We start from the raw sequence: 16,340 nt of genomic DNA, 5'->3' as shown, positions 1-16,340 counted from the left end.
ATGCGAATCCATTGATATAATTTCCATGTGTGTCTCCTTTCTGCGACTTGTGGTCGCTGAATTAGGTTTTCTCATGCGGCATTTTAACCGCAAGAGGAGACACACGCTTTCATAAAATCATTGCGAGCCTCGCCTTTGGCGGGCGAAGCAATCTCAATCTTTAGAGTTTTCCTGTCGTTTGCATATTAACTTATTTAAGATTACAATAGGCCCTGATAAATTTCAGGGCTTTTTTTATATTATTTCGTGGTAAAATGATGAGTTGGCAAAATGTAAGCACTTTTTCAAAAACAATTTTCAATGGCTGGAATGCCGACTTTGTTGATTTAGCAAAAAAACACGTAAATAGTTTCCCTGATTTTGATAATTCAAGTACATTGTTAATTTGTTCAGATTATAGCGGTGAATCATCGAAATCCCCTTATGTGGTCTATTCTTTTTTATTAACCAGCCTTGAATCATGGACTATGTTTGAACCAAAGAGGTTGGAAGTAAGAAAAATTTGTTTTTCAGATACAAGGCGCATAGCATTCAAAAGCTTAGGTGATATTCAAAGAAAGAAGGCGTTAATACCTTTATTGGAAGCTGCAAATGATTTAAAAGGTTTATCTTTTACTGTAGCTGTCAATAAGAAAAGTGTGTTATGCCCTTCTGATAAAGGACTGCTCGATTTGTCTAATCCTGCTTTCCATATGTTTAAAAAATGGAAAAGGAAAGTTTTAGAAAAAGCTTTTTTAATAATTCATTTTATAAGCTTTATTATAGCTGGTTTAAGCAAAGAAAAACAAAATATTATTTGGTTTACGGATGAAGATGATATTGTTGCAAATAATGAGCGTGTATGTGAAATCACAAAGCTTTTCGACTGGATTTGTAGTACCTACCTAGAGCATGATCTTGGACATTGTCGTATTGGAACTTCTCGGTGTGATAATGGCAAAAATCAAATAGAGGATTTATTGGCTATTCCTGATTTGGTCGCAGGAGCAATTTCCGAACAACTTTCTATGGACAATTATCAAATAGACACTAAACGTGTTTTCTTTTTACAGCATTCTGATTTGAGTGATAAGACTAAAAATATTTCTTGGTGGCTTTTGGATTGTAATAAATCTTTGAAGAAATTAATTTATTTTGTGGATCCATCAAACGATGGAATAGGAAATATTAGCTCTTTCTTTCATTTTTATGGAGACAAAGTAGAATAATTCAAATAATCTATTTTTAACTATAGTGTTAATTCGTGGTTAAAAAATCAGTATAATCCGTGTAATCTGTGGCTAAAAATGGCGTTAAGAAACATCAAATTAACTATTCAGTATGATGGTAGTCGCTACAGCGGCTGGCAGAAGCAGCCTGACCGCAAAACCATCGAAGCCGAACTTATCTCGGCAATTGAAAATCTTGTCTGCTGCGATAATGTCGAAGTCAATGGTTCGAGCCGAACCGACGCCGGCGTAAGCGCTCTCGGCCAGGTCGCTAATGTCAGGCTCGACACTCCGATTCCAACCGGCCGCCTCGCGAAAGCGATAAGTATGTATCTGCCGAAACAAATCGTTGTTACCGAAGCCGTTGATGTGCCGGACGACTTCGACGCAATCAAATATACAAAAAGCAAATTGTATCGTTATTCGATTTACACCGGCAGAAGCCGTCCCGTAATGCAGATAAATCATTGCTGGCACAGGCCGGGCAGCCTGAATGTCGAGGCTATGAACACCGCGGCGCATAAATTCGTCGGCGAAAAAGATTTCAAATCTTTCGCTACCGCCTGCGATAAGCGCAGCAGTTCTGTACGGACGATTTTGCAATGCGAGGTTACGCAAAACCAGCAGTGGATATACATAGATGTCGAAGCGGACGGTTTCCTGTATAATATGGTAAGAAATATTGTCGGCACGCTCGTCGAAATCGGCCGCGGCCGATGGCAGCCGGAAAAAATAGATGAAATTATCGAAGCGAAAAAACGTACCGCCGCCGGCCCTATCGCCCCGGCAAACGGCCTGTGCCTTATGTGGATAAAATACTAAAGAACTCAGAAATCAGGACTCGGAACTCGGAAGATTTTGGGAATTAAGAATTTATTTCAAAGATTTGAAAGGGCCAAGTCATGGAAAAAGCGAAGAAATTTACTGATTTAATTGTGTGGCAAAAAGCTCATAAATTCGTCTTATCCGCTTATCGTCTAAGTGAAAAATTCCCAAACTCTGAGATATATGGATTAATCTCACAGTTTCGAAGAGCGGCAGTTTCAATTCCTGCTAATATCGCGGAGGGATTTAGAAAAAGGAGTAAGGCGGAGAAAACATATTTTTTAGGAGTTTCCCAAAGTTCTCTGGAAGAATGCCGTTATTATTTGATTCTTGCTAAAGATTTAGGATATAGTGATACTAAGGAACAACTTATTCAACTTGAAGAAGTAAGTAAAATTCTTATGGGATATTCGAATGCAATAAGGTCTGATATTTGAGGGTTATTTTTATGCCGTATTTTATATTCTGCGTTCTGTGTTCTATGTTCTGTGTTCTATGGTTATAGTGCATATTATAACTCGTTTGATTCTCGGCGGAGCGCAGGAGAACACTTTAATCACCTGTAAAGGCCTTGCCGACCGCGGACACGATGTAACTTTAATTACAGGCCCCGCGCTCGGCCCCGAAGGCGAACTTTTTAGGCAGACAAAAAATCAAAAATATAAAACGATTGTAATTGATTCGCTGCGCAGACAAATAAATCCGATTTACGATATCCCCGCGTATTATCAGTTAAAAAAAATATTAGCCCAAATTCAGCCTGACATTGTTCACACCCACTCAGCCAAAGCAGGTATTTTAGGCCGCTTCGCTGCCGCTCAACTCAAAACTCAAAACTTAAAACTCAAAACCGTTCACGGCGTTCACGGCCTTTCATTCCACGAATACCAAAATCCATTATTGAACAAATTTTATATCGCTGTCGAAAGAGCCGCTGCGAAAAAAACAGATGCGTTTATCTGTGTGGCTGACGCGATGACGCAAAAATCCCTTGCCGCGGGCATCGGCAAACCTGAGCAATATACAACCGCCTATTCGGCTATAGAGGAAGAACCATTTTTAAATCCTGTTACAACCCAACAGCGGAATGATTTCCGAAAAAAATATGATATACCGAATGACACGATTGTTTTTGTAACTATCGCGAGATTGTTTCACCTCAAGGGGCATAATTACATAGTCGAATCTGCGTATGAGCTTTCGAAAAGATTTGAAAATTGCGTCTGGCTTTTCGTAGGCGACGGAGTTTTGAGATACCTGATGCAAAAGCAGATTGCCGATTCGGGCCTTGCCGATAAATTCAGATTTACCGGCCTTTTGCCTCCTTCGGACATACCGCTTGCGATTCAGGCTTCGGATATTCTCGTGCATTGTTCGCTGCGTGAAGGTTTGGCCAGAGTCCTGCCCCAGGCGATGCTGTGCGGCAAACCTGCGATAAGTTTCGACATCGACGGCGCAAACGAAGTTGTTAACCCCGACACCGGCAGACTTGTCGAACCTGAGAATGTCCGGCAGTTAACAGAGGTTTGTGCGGAATTGATTGCGAACGAAAATTTGCGGACAAAACTCGGTGTCGCCGGCAGGGAATTCGTCAAAGAAAAATTTTCGCCGAAAACAATGGTCGATAAAATCGAAGAAGTTTATAAAAAATTGTTAAAGGAAGTATAGATATAAGGAAACAAGGAAGTACGGAAAAACGCGCGAAAATTAATCCTTACTTTTTATCATCATTGAAATCTGTGTAATCAGCGATTAAAAGGGAAAAGTTATGAAAAGCTTCAAAAAGGAACTTTATTTTAATACACCGACTCGTAGGCAGTTTATCAACATTACTTCGGAAGTGGAAAATTGTCTGTCGGAGAGCGGCATAAAAGAAGGCCTGTGTCTTGTAAATGCGATGCACATTACGGCAAGTGTTTTTATTAACGATGATGAAAGGGGCCTTCATCAGGACTTTGAAACCTGGCTCGAAAAGCTCGCCCCTGAAAAACCCTATTCGCAATATCATCACAACGGCGCCGAAGATAATGCCGATGCTCATTTAAAGCGTCAGGTTATGGGCAGGGAGGTTGTCGTTGCGATTACGAACGGCAAATTAGATTTCGGTCCGTGGGAACAGATTTTTTACGGCGAATTCGATGGCAAACGCAGAAAACGCCTGCTGGTTAAAATCATCGGCGAATGACTTCAACGGCCTCGGTTAGCCTTGTCCTGCATATCGATTTCCCAGATGTGTTTCTGTGTACGGTAAATCACCGCAACCAGAACGATAAGCGAGATTCCAAGAATATACGGCAGAAATTTTTCAATCCATTTAGTGCCGCAAAAAATCAATGCGGTATTAAGCGCAAGAAACCATATTCGAACTTCGGTCGGCCCGGTGCCGAAATATGTTATCCTGAATTCGCCGGTGGCGCCGAACGCCAGAAACGAGCTTGCCATAAATGTTCCGAATACGCCAATCAGCAGCAGGATGATTTCTTTATAAATTCCTTCCAGCAAAAAAGAATAGCCGATAAAAACGCAGGCCATAAAAATAAAATCCAGCAAATGGTCCATATAAAATCCCCATTTTGGAATGCCGGTATCTCTGTGCCGCCCCAAAGCACCGTCGAAACAATCCGTGAACCACTGCAGAACGAGTATCAAAGACGAAAGCCAGAGCCAGTGAATATTATTTTTTGCCAGATACCCGAATCCTATAAGGCCGCCAGACCATATAATAGTCATAAGCGTTAAGTGATAACCCTGCAGCCACGATGGAAGTTTGGCGATGTTGCTGTCTATGAACCTTCGTTCAGGCCCGGCCAGAAATGTTTTCATCGGGGCTTTTTTATCGCCGGTAAATTTAGCTTTATCCATCTGCTAACCTGTTATCTTTTTCATTGCATCAAGCCAGTTTTCATAAGCTTCTTTATATTGCTGCGATAATTTTTTGTCAGGCTCTATGGTTCTTGTGCTTTTCAGTCCCGCGAAAGCCTGTGAAAAATCCTTATAAAAGCCGAGTCCGATTCCTGCGCCTCTTGCTGCACCTGCAGAACCGTCTGTATTATAAAGTTCAACCACCGCGTCCGTAACGCACGCGAACGCCTTGCCGAACAGCGGACTCAAAAACATATTCGCGTCTCCCGCCCGAACCTTACTGACCTTTACGCCGATACCGTGCATTATCTGCAGGCCGAAATTCAATGCGAATACAATGCCTTCCTGACCTGCCCGCAGTAAATGCTGCTTGGTATGTGTGTTGAATCTCAGGCCGCTGATTTGTGCGCCGAAATCTTTATTTTCAAGCGTCCTTTCGGCCCCGTTGCCGAATGGCAGTATCACAAGCCCGTCACTGCCGATTGGCGCCTTGGCGGCAAGTTCATTCATCGCGTGATAGTCGATATTATCTGCAACATTTTTTCGAAGCCAGCTGTTCAAAATTCCCGTTCCGCTTACGCAAAGCAATACGCCGTATCTCGGTGCGGTCTTGCTGTAATTTACATTAACAAAAGTATTAACCCGTGATTTGCCGTCGTACACCGGCTTGTCTGTAATTCCGTAAACGACACCGCTCGTTCCCGCAGTTGCCGCTATTTCGCCGGGATTAAGAACATTTAATGAAAGTGCGTTATTCGGCTGGTCGCCTCCGCGGTATGTAATTTTCGTACCCGCTTTTAATCCGAGTTCATCTGCTGCTTTTGCCGTCAGTTCGCCCTGTTCTGAAAAACTCGGCAGCACCTCCGCGTAAAAATCTTTTTCGAATCCGAAGTAGTCCAGCATAATATCCGCCGGCCCGCCTTTACTGGCATCCCACATAATATGTTCGGAAAGACCTCCCGGCGTGGTTACTATCCTGTCGCTCATCTTCATCGCGATATATTCGCCGGGCAGTATCGCCTTGAATATTTTTTTATAAATATCCGGCTGGTTATCTTTTATCCATTTCAGTCTCGTCGCCGTAAAATTCCCCGGCAGATTAAGAAGTGTCTGCAGGCATTTTTGTTCGCCGATTTCTTTTGCCGCTTTTTCTCCGATTGGAACCGCTCTGCTGTCGCACCAGATAATCGCGTCGCGCAGCAGTTGTTTATTTTTATCGACCAGCACAAGTCCGTGCATCTGGTACGAAATTCCGATAGCTTTTATATCTGCCGGATTTACTTTTGAAGCCGCCAGTAGTTCCGCCGTCGCCTTTTTTATATTCTCCCACCATATTTCCGGATTCTGTTCGGCCCAGCCGGCTTTGGCCGCGATAATTTCAAGCTCTTTTTTCGGGCTTGTCGCCGAAGCGATAATTTTTCCGCTCTGCCCGTCAAGAAGCGATGCCTTTACCGATGAACTGCCTGCGTCGTAACCTATAAAAAACATCTTTTGTTCCTTTCGAAGATACCTGATTATACTTTCTGGCCCGTTGCGGTCAAGGCAGTTCGTTGGATTTGACAATTTTGATATGTTTAATACTGCATCCAGTGGTTTGCCAGTTCGGCAAGGTCGAAGAAATTGACTATACCGTCGCCCGCTGGCGGCGGCCATATATCCGCCGATGGTGTGCCCGGCGATTGAAGCCATTGTTCGCCCAATACCGCAAGGTCGGCCCAGTCCACATCGCAGTCTGGCTCGAAATCTCCCGGCGTGCCGCACTGACGCGACGAAACCGTATTTGACCATTCGCCTTCGATATCCAATGAAGTATTTCTGGCTTTAGCTCGGTACCAGTATTGCTGACCAATGTCGAGATTGCAGAATTGGTAACTTGTCGCCGTTATCCAGCCGCTGTTGCTGTCGATTACAGAAAAGCATGGGTCGGCCGAGCATTGTGCGTAATAATTATCAGCGGCGGAAACCGTGCCCCAGGAAATTGTATTGCAAAGTCCCGCCGTTATATTTGGTTCTGCGCCGAGAACCGGTGCGGCAATCGTCGGTGGGCAAACCGTAAACAGAACATTCGGCACATAAGTCCCGCAATACGTCCTCGGCAAAGTGCTTCCGGACCAGTTCAGCGGGTCGCCGTAAACGCTGTCGGAAAACGCGTAAACGCTCCTGGTCCCGCCGGGCGTCGAATATCTGCAATAGCCGTTGGTGGTATAGGAACTGTTATTATGGCTGAAATCGACCATCAGATTATCTGTCCCGTTATATAGAAATGGTGTCGAAAAAGTAAAAGTCCGCCATCCCGTCCCGCCCTGCGATTCATTAGCCTGATAAACTGTCGTCCAGCCCGTCGAATCAAACGAACAGCTGCTGTAAGTATTCAGCGTTGTTTGTTTCATTCGAATTGTCCAGTTGTTCATCACCTGCCCGGGTATAGTTGTTACATAAAGCGCAAGGCTTGTGATGCTGCCCGCAGAGCCGATTTCGCTTGCCTGATATATCACCTGTGTTCTGCTGTCGTGATAATAGGTGTACATTGGAAAGCCCCAGCTCGACGTTCCCGTTCCTATCATAACTTCTTCGCAGGGATTCGGAGTTATATCTATGCTTTCAATTGCGTTGCCCAGATTGATGCGCGGCTTGGTAATTGAAATCTTTGTGTCGGTTACATTATTGCCCGTTGAAATCAGGATGGATTTAACCTGGCTCGGCGTTAGATAATTTCCCGTAATTACTTTAGCGGCCGATTGCAGACACGCCGCCGCACCCGCCGAATAAGGACACGCCGTTGACGTTCCGCCGAAAGATGAATAATAATCGCCGCTCGAATAGCCGGCCGAACCGACCATATCCGTAGTATAAGCCTTGTTTGAAGGCGCAAGTATATCCAGAAACGAAGCGGTGTTCGAATAAGATGTTACCTTGTCCGCCGCCGTTGTGTCGATACAGTACCATCCGGTAGTACATCCGGCTGTTGAATATTTGGTCGCGCATGATGCCGAACTGACGCAGGGCTGGTATATTCCGAACGCCGCGTCATAAACAGCGCCTACCGAAATTGTATTACTCAGACACGCCGGACTTGCTATCGAATCGCAGTAGCCGTCGTTGCCCGAAGATACGAGAATCGTAATCCCTGCCGCGACGGCATTATTCGCAGCGGTCGCCAGCGAACTGTTCGAGCCGTCGCACGTGCTGTAGTATCGTCCGCCGCCCAGACTGACACTGATTACCAGAATAGGATACGATGGATTATCGTTTTTATGGCTCACGCACCAGTTCCACGCCGCGATTATGCTGTCATTGTAAATATAGCCGGAGCTGTCTTCTACTTTCATCGCATAAATTTTAGCGCCGTAAGCGACGCCTCCGATATAATCGCCTACGCTGCCGATATCTCCCGCCGCGATACCGGCACAGCACGTCCCGTGTGCGTCTGTTGGAAACGGGTCGGAATCGTCGTCGCCGAAATCGTATCCGCCTATAATTTTACCGTTCGGAAATCCGCCCCCGCCCAGCATCGGATGAGTATAATCGACTCCGGTATCGCAAATTGCGATTGCCGTGCCCTGACCGTTATATGTCGAGCGGTACACCGTGCCGTTTATCAGCGGTATGCCCTGCGCCAGATGTTTTTCGAGAATAAACACCGGCTCTATCGACTCGACGTTCGGGTCGTTTAATAATTTATCCAGCGCTTCAGGCGTAACTTCGCAGGAGAAACCAGCCTGATTTTCAAAACGATGACGAAGCCCGAATTCCTTTGCCCTGAAAGTCCCGATTAGTTTATCCTGGCGATTTCTTACTTCACCGTGCAGCCGCTTTAGCGAATCTTTCGATTGCCAGTTGACAGTTTTCCTGACCAGCATTTCCGGTTTTTTAAGATTGACGATAACTTTGACTTTTTCGCTGCCCAGCTCGAAACCTTTGTAAATTTCATTGGGGTCTGTAAGTTTGCTTTCGATAGTATTCGTTGACGCCGGTTTTTCGCAGTTGCAATCCTCCGCAGCCGATAAAACTCCCGCAAATATTATCAGAATGGCCAGCGTTCTTATTATTGGAGTTTTATATATTGCCGAACTCGGCAATGAACTTTTGATATGCAAATTCCCCTGTGTCATTTTCCTTTTTCCGCGATTCCTGCTTAATTACCCGTGCTTTCTATATTATACAGTTTTACATTGGCAAACTCAAGCCCTGCGTAAAACACAGCTTTGCCGCCAAATCCCGAAAAATCTCAAAAAAAATCCGCTGCTTTGCAGCGGATTTGCCCCCTAGCGAAATTAACGCAAAAAAGAAAGTATTGTCCTATTTTTTATGCACACCGCCTTTGGCACACAGCTCGTATTTTCTCTTTCTGCGATTTATCGTTCTTACTGGCTCTATAACAGGCTTTTCACTTGTAGCCGCTTCGACCGCCTCCGCGGGTGTTTCAGCGTAAAGGTTTGCCCCGATTTCTTCCCAAAGGCCCTCGGCTCTGCCGAAAACCCCGCCGCACAGCATTATTTTCATATCCGGCCAGGCGTTTATCCCTCTTATCCTGTCGATTATCTTGCGGACTTCCGGCGTCTCCGTCGGGTCCGTTCCGTAAATTACAAGAACCTCAGGACTAAACTCGTGTATATAAGACAATATGTCATCATTAGTTAGCCCGCCGCCGATGAACCTCACATCCCAGCCGGCACTTTCAAACATATCCGTAATCATCTGACCGCCAAGCTCGCTTATCTCCTTTAGAGAACTGCAGATAACCACCTTTTTCTCATTCTGCGGCAATTTAGGCAGCTTGTTCTGAAGCTGGTCTATTATTGTGCGGTTTATCCGTGTTGCCAAATGCTCCTGAACCGATGTTATTGTGTCAGAACGAGATAACTTCTCAATTTCAAGCATCATAGGCCAGATTACCTCACTGTAAACCCCAACTATGGACGCATTATTGTTATGCAAAACATCCTCTATAACCTCTCTGCAACTTCGACGATCGCCTGTAAGTAACGCTTGTAAATACCTTTGCAGAAAAATTTCATTCAACATAACTCAATTCTCCAAATAAGATGCGGTTATTTCAAATTTCCTAATTTTTCCTGTTAACTTGTTAAGTTAGGCAAGATATACAGTCTATCGGGAAGGCAGCTTGAAAATCTTTAGTTAAAATAGGTAAAATTGTAAATTTGCGTAAAAGATTTTATGCCAAAAATCCTAATCCCTCCTTTTTACAAAAAAATGGAGATTTTACTTGATTTTTATTTAAAATATGGTAAAATACCCATACAAATTAAGTGATTAGTTAACAATTTAGAAAACTATTAACTCAAACAAATCTCAATTCTCATTTTTAAATCTTAAATCTTAATTTTTCCTCGGAGTCCTATTATGTCATTACCAAAGAAAAAAGTTGATTACGTGATGTTCAAAATTAAAGGCAGTATCGTCAAAGTTGACCCGGACATTTATTCGAGAATCTTTAATAAATACATCGAGTTTCCGAAAAAGTACAATAAGGGAATTATCGGAATAGTGTGTCATGCCGGACGCTGCCCTGCGATTGTTTTCGGCAAAAAGCCGAGCAGGCATGTTTTTCTTTCGCGTTTCGTAATGAATGCCAAGGATGGTCAGATTGTTGACCATAAGAACAGGGACCCGCTCGATAACCGCCGATGCAATCTGCGTTTTGCAACATACAGGCAAAACGGCCTTAACAAAATATGTAAAAACACTTCGGGCTATATCGGCGTCTCCATTAATCGCAAAAAAGACGGCTATTTTTGTCTGGCCAACTTTAAGCTGGCCAACGGCAAAGGGCGAGTGTTCCGTTTGCCTGACAGTCCCGAGAACAGGATTATCGCGGCATTTGCGAGGGATAAGTTTGTTTTGCAGGCAGGGGAGGAGGAATATGCACCTTTGAATTTTCCATGCTTTAAGTATGAACCTTTCAGGAGTTTTTTACTGAACGAGAACCTGCGTTTTCTGACGAAAAGACAAATCGGGCTGAATATAATACGCGAAAACTCATCGGGCTATATCGGCGTTACCGTTAAACGCGAGAAAAACGGTTATTTTTGTTTGGCCAAATATCAGCTTGCCAACGGCAAGGCGGTATCGTTTCGCCTGCCTGACAGTCCCGAGAACAGGATTATCGCGGCATTTGCGAGGGATAAGTTTGTTTTACAGGCCGGCGAGGAGAATTACGCACCTTTGAATTTTCCATGCTTTAAGAATGAGCCGTTCAGAACGTTTTTATTGAATGAGAACCTGCGAAAATACAAAAAACGGGTTCAGAAACAAACCAAAGATGCTAACTATAGTATGTAGAACGATAGTTAGCAAGCCTCTATACTACAACCAAACTGCAACCAATATTCGGAACGATATTTATGAAAAAACAAATTCTAATTAAATTTGGGCAAAAAATCAGAGAAGAGAGAACTAAGCAACATATTTCGCAGGAAGAACTTGCAGATAGAGCGGGTGTTCATCGAACTTATATTGGAATGATCGAGAGGGCCGAAAAAAATATCACTCTGGAGAACATTGAAAAAATCGCAAAGGCATTAAAAGTCAGTATCAAGGAATTATTTTAAATTATAAATGAATGGAGTTTTTCTGTGTGATTTGTTTACCAAAAGAAAACACAAATAATACGAATGTAGCGGTTCTTAATGTTACACATGAACTACTAACCCAGGGCAATATTCGTGTTGGTAAATTGATTGGTGGTCTTATTCCCAGAGATGCTCTCGGCTCATCCAGCAAGAGGAAAGGCGAAGGCTTAAAAAAATTAACTCTTAATTTATCTGGTATAAACAAGACTATAAAAACTGATATTCCAAAAGACAAGAAACTATTCAGGCGAAGACCAGAGATAAAGAAATTTGCTCGTTATCATAACCTACAAATCGGCGACAAAATTTATCTTGAGCGAATTGATAGCCACATTTTCAGTCTTAGCCCATCAAAGAAACAACTTACATTTATTGATCTTTTTGCCGGAATTGGCGGGATGCGACTTGCCTTTGAAAAATGTGGCGCAAAGTGTGTCTTTTCATCAGAATGGGACCGACAATGCCAAATCACATATCACGAAAATTTTGGAGAATGGCCAGCCGGTGATATTACGAAAATTAATGAAGCTGACATTCCTGATCATGACATTCTTGTTGCAGGCTTTCCCTGTCAGCCGTTTAGTATCGCAGGCGTTAGCAAAAAAAATTCTTTAGGTAAAGCACACGGTTTCGCAGATAAGACACAAGGAACTTTGTTTTTTGATATATTAAGAGTTTTAAAAGAAAAACAACCTCGTGCGTTTTTGCTTATTAAGATAAAGAGGGGAGATAGGGCCATTGTTTTACCAAAAGCGGATAAGTTTCATATATTGCTACCTTAGGGTAGTCGACTTATAAGTAGCACCCCTTAACATAACCAATGAAAGGATTTTAATATGGAAGATATTGATATAAAAGAGATTCGGTCTGAGTATCAAACTTATGTTGCCAAAGCAACTGATAAGAATAATGAGATTGATTGGGATATACTCGCAGGATTGCTTTGTATAAACGGAGATTGGACAAAACAGGGTACTGAAACATTGATTGAAGTTGTTAAGAATTATGGAAGTTTTATTCTTAAAAATGCTTTAGCCCTTGCGGCCGCTGCGAATATCGAAGATGGTGAGCTCGGATTATAAATATGGGAATCATGAAAGATAGAATCGTTACATTAAAATTGCCAAGACTGATGGTCGGACAAATTATCGAGGGACTACAAGCAAGACAAGAAGTTTGGTTAGACACAGCAGAATATATGGAAACTGGCGTAACATCAGAGCCGTGCATTATCGAAGAATGTTCAAATGCCAATGAAGCAAGGAATATCGCTACGTATTATGAGGAAATTATAAATGCTATTGAGAAGCAACTTGATAAATGAGACAATAAAAAACTTAATATGAATAAAAGGGGTTAACCCTCAACATGAAGTTGGGGGCTTCCGGACGTGGCAGTTTTATTATGGTTGTTTACATATCGGATCACCCTACAAGAACAGTAAACCACGGGGCAAGAGACATTATCTTATCAGATTTAGATAAGTTGTGTCTTGCGCAAAGGAGTCTAACATTTTTTGCAGTTATGCTGCTGCCGCCTTTGGAATAAGGTACATCATGGTCAAAATGAAGATTATCTTTTTTGCCGCAAATAACACATTTTCCTTGGTCTCGTTTCCAAACCTCAACTTTAACTTGTGTTGGAATCGCACGAGTTACTTTAAGAAATGGTTCTCTCTTAAAAATAGCTTTTGCAGGCCTTAGGAAAAATCTGCAAACTTTTCTGCCGCCATCGGAAACAATTTTGGCATCAATCAGTTCATATTTTCCTCTATCGCACCATATACCAGATGAGATTTTTTCATATACCTGAACTAATTCAGGTTTTCGTTTTTTCTCTTTGTAGTCAATAACAGCTTCAAAGAATTTTCCATTATCAGTTAGCGTACCACTCGGGTTTTTTAACGGCTGATCCTTCTTTTTTGGATTGTTACCTGCTCGTCTTGGCTCATCGTGACCCTCATATTCGAGTAAGCCGGTGTCTGGATGCCAACTGTCCTTGTATGGAGCGCCGCGTCTTACGCTCATTAATATTATTGAATAATTAGGTTTGATTCGGAAATTCATTCCCCGCTGGAGGTTAATATCTTCTCGTTTTACGATATCCAAATAAGTAATTATGCTTTTGTAAGCCATTTATTAAAATCCTTTTAATACTCGGCATTATACCAGAACCCCCTCAAAAATCATCAAAAGAATCAAAGATTTTTTGGAATGAATTTTAGTAAGTCTGAAATCCATTCTTCGAAATGGAACGGATAGGTATTGAGTTTGAGGAGTTCGCCGGGGAATGGGCAGCCTTGTTTTGTCAGGGCCGCGGCGAGTTTGTCCTTATCGTCGGGGAAATCCTCGGCGATTAATTTGGTATATATATTTTTCAGTTTTTCGAGTCTTTTCTTTCTTCTTCTTAATTTTGCGCCGCCATGTTTGTCGGCTGCGCTGAAATATTCATAAATAGTTTTTATCGGCAGGTCTTTTTTGAAATATTTTTCGAGTCTTTGCGGGATTTTTTCCGGCAGGACGTTGCCGTGGTTCAAAATCATATCCTGAATTTCCTGCTGAGTGTAATAGAGGAATGGATTGGCGAAGAAAACTGCGGGGCTGTAATCGATTCTCAGATCTGCAAGATAATTTTGAAATGCGTTTGTTCCCTTTTTTTGCAGCAGGAATTCGCTCGGCCCGTCGCCGATAAGGACCGTATGGCAGTAATTGTTCAGGTCCGGCCGGTTGAATCTTACTATATCGCTGTATGCCTGCTGGAGTCTCGGTTTTGTATGGGTTCGCACATCCATAATCAGGATTTTCGAATCTGTGGTGTCGCGGGCGATTTTCAGGATATCGTCCGGCGTGATGTTTTTGTCGCTGCCGGGCATTATTAGCTGTGCCGAGTCTGTGTCGGGGCAGCTCGAGAGTCTTTCGAAGATATCGCCTGCCAGGACGATGTCGAGGGTGATGATATGTATTCTGTTTTTTCTTTCTGTATAATGCAGCATTATTTTCTGTCGGTCTTTTAAGTTTTAGTGAATCCGCCCATATAGAATTTCACGATATGGAAGATGCCTAATCTATAGCGAAAAGACGCTTTTTAGTCAAGTGCATAAAAAATCATCGGCGGCAGTTGTGCCGGACTTTATTGGATGTCAAAAGTTTTTAATTTTCGCCAGAGGGTAGCGGGACTGATTCCGAGAATTTTTGCGGCGCGGGATTTATTTCCGCCTGTCATTTTCAAAATATTATTGATGTGATTTTTTTCGATTTGTTCGAGCGTTCTGCTTTGCAGGTCTGAAGCGTTTTGCGATATATAAACCGATTTGAGAATCGCAGGGGGAAGATTTTCCGGGAAGATGACGCCTTCGCCCGAGAAGACAGCGGCGCGTTCTATCGCGTTTTCGAGTTCTCGAACATTTCCGGGCCAGGAATAATTCAGGAGATAGTTAAGACAGGATGCATCGAGAATAAGGTTCGGGATTTTCATTTTTTTGGAAAATTCGTTAACGAAATACCTGGCAAGCGGGAGAATGTCCTCCTGGCGATTGCGCAGCGGCGGGACCTGGATTTCGATTACTGCCAGTCGATAATATAAATCCTCCCTGAATCGGCCGGTTTTTATTGCTTCGGCGATATTCTGGTTGCTGGCGGCGATGATTCTGATATCGATTTTGCGAGGGGTGCTTTCGCCGACGCGGAAGATTTCACGTTCCTGAAGTGCGCGAAGGAGTTTGACCTGTGTGTTGGTGGAGATTTCTGTTATTTCATCGAGAAAAATCGTGCCCTGGCCTGCCTGCTCAAACAGGCCGATGCGGTCTTTGGTCGCTCCGGTAAAAGAACCTGCTTTATGGCCGAAGAGTTCACTTTCGAGCAGCGTTTCCGGAAGGGCGCCGCAGTTGACTCCGATGAAGTTTTTTTTCGCTCTGGGCGAATTGTTGTGAATATACCTTGCGAGCACTTCTTTTCCTGTTCCTGTTTCGCCGGTGATGAGAATTGATGAATCGAAAATCGATGCGCGCGAGGCGAGTTCGAGGACGGCCTGAAAAGATTTGCTCCTGACTTCAGCGGCCTGTAATTTCATCGGCTTTTCAGGAAGGCCGAGCTGTTTACGTTGCGCGGAAAGTTCCCGTGATTTGAGGCGGAGTTGTTCGGTAAGCTGCTGAATTTTGCCTTTAATGTCTTCCGACTCAAAGTGAGGAAGAACGTTTTTCAGTTCATCACCCCATGAATCTTTGTCTTTGCCGATGGCGGTACAAATCATATCGCCTTTGGCGCGGCATTTTTGCTCCATAAAATATATTTCTTTTGAAAGACAATAAGAAGCAAAACCACTTGCGTAACCAATGAGCATCCAGCAAACGGTCTGTTCTGATTTACCGATAGAAATAAGATGTTCTTCCGCTTCGCCGGAGTCGTACCAGAGCAATTCCATTTCGAATTTTCCGGTTTGGCGGTCAAGCTCAATCTTTTTAATGACACTCCTCACAACGCCCTGAAGAGTGTGCAGTCGCGGGCCTGCTTTTAAAAGTTCGATAGTATCTTCCCACTGGAATATTCTTTTTAGTGCAGCGGCATCGGCCTGACCCCAGAAAAACCCAAATCGCGTCAGAATCTTTCTTGTCTCCTGAAAACCTATCATATCTGTCAAATCTTTTCTAAATTGAGCGAAAGAATGCATATCATGAAGGACGAGGCGGCGACCGTGAAGACTCAATCGTCCCTCCTTAAAATCAATTAATTCCTGAAGAACAAGGTCGTCAGCTTTCATGGTAAATCTTTCAAAATGAAATACATATATACTATTATGAAATAGTTTTGCAAAATGTCAAGATTAAAATATTAAATTTAAGTCATTGTTTAATATG

The 16,340-nt window shown here is 43.1% G+C and carries 16 protein-coding genes and 1 pseudogene; 10 read left to right on the top strand and 7 right to left on the bottom strand.

Annotated elements, in window-relative coordinates; genetic code table 11:
- Positions 1-254: 254 nt before the first annotated feature.
- The 5 genes from WC496_06540 (at position 255) to WC496_06520 (ending at position 4,218) form a co-directional block, all read left to right on the top strand.
- Positions 255-1,208, top strand: a complete 954-nt coding sequence (locus WC496_06540) for a hypothetical protein (protein ID MFA5292677.1) — start codon at positions 255-257, stop codon at positions 1,206-1,208.
- A gap of 78 nt (positions 1,209-1,286) precedes the next feature.
- Positions 1,287-2,030 (top strand): tRNA pseudouridine(38-40) synthase TruA, encoded by a 744-nt coding sequence (gene truA, locus WC496_06535; protein ID MFA5292676.1) that lies wholly within the window; start codon positions 1,287-1,289, stop codon positions 2,028-2,030.
- Positions 2,031-2,110: 80 nt separating this feature from the next.
- Positions 2,111-2,470 (top strand): four helix bundle protein, encoded by a 360-nt coding sequence (locus tag WC496_06530; GenBank protein ID MFA5292675.1) that lies wholly within the window; start codon positions 2,111-2,113, stop codon positions 2,468-2,470.
- A gap of 58 nt (positions 2,471-2,528) precedes the next feature.
- Entirely contained in the window at positions 2,529-3,701 is a 1,173-nt protein-coding gene (locus WC496_06525) for a glycosyltransferase family 4 protein (protein MFA5292674.1), read from the top strand.
- Positions 3,702-3,801: 100 nt separating this feature from the next.
- Positions 3,802-4,218 carry a secondary thiamine-phosphate synthase enzyme YjbQ gene (locus WC496_06520; protein MFA5292673.1) on the top strand — a complete coding sequence of 139 codons (417 nt, stop codon included), beginning with the start codon at positions 3,802-3,804 and terminating at the stop codon, positions 4,216-4,218.
- Positions 4,219-4,220: 2 nt separating this feature from the next.
- On the opposite strand, the gene WC496_06515 is transcribed toward WC496_06520, so the two are convergent.
- The 4 genes from WC496_06515 to WC496_06500 all read right to left on the bottom strand — a co-directional run bounded on the left by WC496_06515 (position 4,221) and on the right by WC496_06500 (position 9,920).
- A complete protein-coding gene (locus WC496_06515) occupies positions 4,221-4,895 on the bottom strand; it encodes a CDP-alcohol phosphatidyltransferase family protein (GenBank protein ID MFA5292672.1) in 675 nt (224 codons plus the stop codon).
- Between the two features lie 3 nt (positions 4,896-4,898).
- Positions 4,899-6,383: an FGGY family carbohydrate kinase gene (locus tag WC496_06510; GenBank protein ID MFA5292671.1), complete on the bottom strand. Its 1,485-nt coding sequence runs from the start codon at positions 6,381-6,383 to the stop codon at positions 4,899-4,901.
- Between the two features lie 86 nt (positions 6,384-6,469).
- Positions 6,470-9,007: a S8 family serine peptidase gene (locus WC496_06505; GenBank protein ID MFA5292670.1), complete on the bottom strand. Its 2,538-nt coding sequence runs from the start codon at positions 9,005-9,007 to the stop codon at positions 6,470-6,472.
- Positions 9,008-9,194: 187 nt separating this feature from the next.
- On the bottom strand, positions 9,195-9,920 hold the full coding sequence (locus WC496_06500; GenBank protein ID MFA5292669.1) for a cobalamin-dependent protein: 726 nt from the start codon (positions 9,918-9,920) through the stop codon (positions 9,195-9,197).
- A gap of 339 nt (positions 9,921-10,259) precedes the next feature.
- Between WC496_06500 and WC496_06495 the strand changes: the two genes are divergently transcribed.
- From WC496_06495 to WC496_06475, 5 genes and pseudogenes are all read left to right on the top strand, one after another.
- Positions 10,260-11,198, top strand: coding sequence for an HNH endonuclease (locus tag WC496_06495; protein MFA5292668.1), 939 nt, complete (start codon positions 10,260-10,262; stop codon positions 11,196-11,198).
- Between the two features lie 62 nt (positions 11,199-11,260).
- Positions 11,261-11,467, top strand: a complete 207-nt coding sequence (locus WC496_06490) for a helix-turn-helix transcriptional regulator (protein ID MFA5292667.1) — start codon at positions 11,261-11,263, stop codon at positions 11,465-11,467.
- Positions 11,468-11,808: 341 nt separating this feature from the next.
- A pseudogene (gene dcm, locus WC496_06485) lies at positions 11,809-12,198 on the top strand (DNA (cytosine-5-)-methyltransferase).
- A 126-nt stretch (positions 12,199-12,324) separates the two neighbouring features.
- Positions 12,325-12,570, top strand: coding sequence for a hypothetical protein (locus tag WC496_06480; protein MFA5292666.1), 246 nt, complete (start codon positions 12,325-12,327; stop codon positions 12,568-12,570).
- Positions 12,571-12,572: 2 nt separating this feature from the next.
- The gene (locus WC496_06475; protein MFA5292665.1) at positions 12,573-12,812 is read left to right on the top strand and encodes a hypothetical protein; all 240 of its coding nucleotides are present in this window, start codon (positions 12,573-12,575) and stop codon (positions 12,810-12,812) included.
- 100 nt (positions 12,813-12,912) lie between these two features.
- On the opposite strand, the gene WC496_06470 is transcribed toward WC496_06475, so the two are convergent.
- The 3 genes from WC496_06470 to WC496_06460 all read right to left on the bottom strand — a co-directional run bounded on the left by WC496_06470 (position 12,913) and on the right by WC496_06460 (position 16,243).
- Entirely contained in the window at positions 12,913-13,623 is a 711-nt protein-coding gene (locus WC496_06470) for an HNH endonuclease (GenBank protein ID MFA5292664.1), read from the bottom strand.
- A gap of 62 nt (positions 13,624-13,685) precedes the next feature.
- The gene (locus tag WC496_06465; protein MFA5292663.1) at positions 13,686-14,480 is read right to left on the bottom strand and encodes a hypothetical protein; all 795 of its coding nucleotides are present in this window, start codon (positions 14,478-14,480) and stop codon (positions 13,686-13,688) included.
- Positions 14,481-14,617: 137 nt separating this feature from the next.
- On the bottom strand, positions 14,618-16,243 hold the full coding sequence (locus WC496_06460; GenBank protein MFA5292662.1) for a sigma 54-interacting transcriptional regulator: 1,626 nt from the start codon (positions 16,241-16,243) through the stop codon (positions 14,618-14,620).
- Positions 16,244-16,340: the final 97 nt, after the last annotated feature.

Source organism: Phycisphaerae bacterium, assembly GCA_041652575.1.
Lineage (GTDB): Bacteria > Planctomycetota > Phycisphaerae > Sedimentisphaerales > UBA12454 > UBA12454.
The sequence above is the reverse complement of the archived record's forward strand: the minus strand, read 5'-3'. Positions and strand labels throughout refer to the sequence as shown.

Coding starts and splice junctions, on each gene's coding strand:
- truA (MFA5292676.1), top strand. CDS start 1,287: ATGGCGTTAAGAAACATCAAATTAACTATTCAGTATGATGGTAGTCGC.
- WC496_06515 (MFA5292672.1), bottom strand. CDS start 4,895: ATGGATAAAGCTAAATTTACCGGCGATAAAAAAGCCCCGATGAAAACA.
- WC496_06505 (MFA5292670.1), bottom strand. CDS start 9,007: ATGACACAGGGGAATTTGCATATCAAAAGTTCATTGCCGAGTTCGGCA.
- WC496_06520 (MFA5292673.1), top strand. CDS start 3,802: ATGAAAAGCTTCAAAAAGGAACTTTATTTTAATACACCGACTCGTAGG.
- WC496_06530 (MFA5292675.1), top strand. CDS start 2,111: ATGGAAAAAGCGAAGAAATTTACTGATTTAATTGTGTGGCAAAAAGCT.
- WC496_06495 (MFA5292668.1), top strand. CDS start 10,260: ATGTCATTACCAAAGAAAAAAGTTGATTACGTGATGTTCAAAATTAAA.
- WC496_06460 (MFA5292662.1), bottom strand. CDS start 16,243: ATGAAAGCTGACGACCTTGTTCTTCAGGAATTAATTGATTTTAAGGAG.
- WC496_06540 (MFA5292677.1), top strand. CDS start 255: ATGATGAGTTGGCAAAATGTAAGCACTTTTTCAAAAACAATTTTCAAT.
- WC496_06480 (MFA5292666.1), top strand. CDS start 12,325: ATGGAAGATATTGATATAAAAGAGATTCGGTCTGAGTATCAAACTTAT.
- WC496_06510 (MFA5292671.1), bottom strand. CDS start 6,383: ATGTTTTTTATAGGTTACGACGCAGGCAGTTCATCGGTAAAGGCATCG.
- WC496_06475 (MFA5292665.1), top strand. CDS start 12,573: ATGGGAATCATGAAAGATAGAATCGTTACATTAAAATTGCCAAGACTG.
- WC496_06465 (MFA5292663.1), bottom strand. CDS start 14,480: ATGCTGCATTATACAGAAAGAAAAAACAGAATACATATCATCACCCTC.
- WC496_06525 (MFA5292674.1), top strand. CDS start 2,529: ATGGTTATAGTGCATATTATAACTCGTTTGATTCTCGGCGGAGCGCAG.
- WC496_06500 (MFA5292669.1), bottom strand. CDS start 9,920: ATGTTGAATGAAATTTTTCTGCAAAGGTATTTACAAGCGTTACTTACA.
- WC496_06490 (MFA5292667.1), top strand. CDS start 11,261: ATGAAAAAACAAATTCTAATTAAATTTGGGCAAAAAATCAGAGAAGAG.
- WC496_06470 (MFA5292664.1), bottom strand. CDS start 13,623: ATGGCTTACAAAAGCATAATTACTTATTTGGATATCGTAAAACGAGAA.